This window comes from Halomonas sp. 72 (genome assembly GCF_052379785.1).
Classification (GTDB): Bacteria; Pseudomonadota; Gammaproteobacteria; order Pseudomonadales; family Halomonadaceae; genus Vreelandella; species Vreelandella citrativorans.
This window is the reverse complement of record NZ_JBQSYY010000047.1, coordinates 1-1,564: the sequence shown is the minus strand read 5'-3', so window position 1 is coordinate 1,564 and position 1,564 is coordinate 1. Positions and strand designations below refer to the sequence as shown.

Annotated in this window: 1 rRNA gene; it reads right to left on the bottom strand. The window is 55.3% G+C overall.

The annotated features are described in order from the left end of the window. Nucleotides 1-13: 13 nt before the first annotated feature. Nucleotides 14-1,546, bottom strand: a 16S ribosomal RNA gene (locus ACT3T6_RS17655). Nucleotides 1,547-1,564: the final 18 nt, after the last annotated feature.

Sequence of the window (1,564 nt, the reverse complement as noted above, 5' to 3'; positions counted from 1 at the left end):
ATGACGCATCGTTTAAGGAGGTGATCCAGCCGCAGGTTCCCCTACGGCTACCTTGTTACGACTTCACCCCAGTCATGAACCACACCGTGGTGATCGCCCTCTTGCGTTAGGCTAACCACTTCTGGTGCAGTCCACTCCCATGGTGTGACGGGCGGTGTGTACAAGGCCCGGGAACGTATTCACCGTGACATTCTGATTCACGATTACTAGCGATTCCGACTTCACGGAGTCGAGTTGCAGACTCCGATCCGGACTGAGACCGGCTTTTCGGGATTGGCGCACTCTCGCGAGTTGGCAACCCTTTGTACCGGCCATTGTAGCACGTGTGTAGCCCTACCCGTAAGGGCCATGATGACTTGACGTCGTCCCCACCTTCCTCCGGTTTGTCACCGGCAGTCTCCTTAGAGTTCCCACCATTACGTGCTGGCAAATAAGGACAAGGGTTGCGCTCGTTACGGGACTTAACCCAACATTTCACAACACGAGCTGACGACAGCCATGCAGCACCTGTCTTACAGTTCCCGAAGGCACACCAGGATCTCTCCCGGCTTCTGTAGATGTCAAGGGTAGGTAAGGTTCTTCGCGTTGCATCGAATTAAACCACATGCTCCACCGCTTGTGCGGGCCCCCGTCAATTCATTTGAGTTTTAACCTTGCGGCCGTACTCCCCAGGCGGTCGACTTATCGCGTTAACTTCGCCACAAAGTGCGCTAGGCACCCAACGGCTGGTCGACATCGTTTACGGCGTGGACTACCAGGGTATCTAATCCTGTTTGCTACCCACGCTTTCGCACCTCAGTGTCAGTGTCAGTCCAGAAGGCCGCCTTCGCCACTGGTATTCCTCCCGATCTCTACGCATTTCACCGCTACACCGGGAATTCTACCTTCCTCTCCTGCACTCTAGCCTGACAGTTCCGGATGCCGTTCCCAGGTTGAGCCCGGGGCTTTCACAACCGGCTTATCAAGCCACCTACGCGCGCTTTACGCCCAGTAATTCCGATTAACGCTTGCACCCTCCGTATTACCGCGGCTGCTGGCACGGAGTTAGCCGGTGCTTCTTCTGCGAGTGATGTCTTTCCTGCCGGGTATTAACCGACAGGCGTTCTTCCTCGCTGAAAGTGCTTTACAACCCGAAGGCCTTCTTCACACACGCGGCATGGCTGGATCAGGCTTGCGCCCATTGTCCAATATTCCCCACTGCTGCCTCCCGTAGGAGTTCGGGCCGTGTCTCAGTCCCGATGTGGCTGATCATCCTCTCAAACCAGCTACGGATCGTTGCCTTGGTGAGCCATTACCTCACCAACCAGCTAATCCGACATAGGCTCATCCAATAGCGGGAGCCAAAGCCCCCTTTCTCCCGTAGGACGTATGCGGTATTAGCCTGAGTTTCCCCAGGTTATCCCCCACTATCGGGCAGATTCCTATGCATTACTCACCCGTCCGCCGCTCGTCAGCGGGAAGCAAGCTTCCCCTGTTACCGCTCGACTTGCATGTGTTAAGCCTGCCGCCAGCGTTCAATCTGAGCCATGATCAAACTCTTCAGTTTAAAATCAGTGTGATTCTT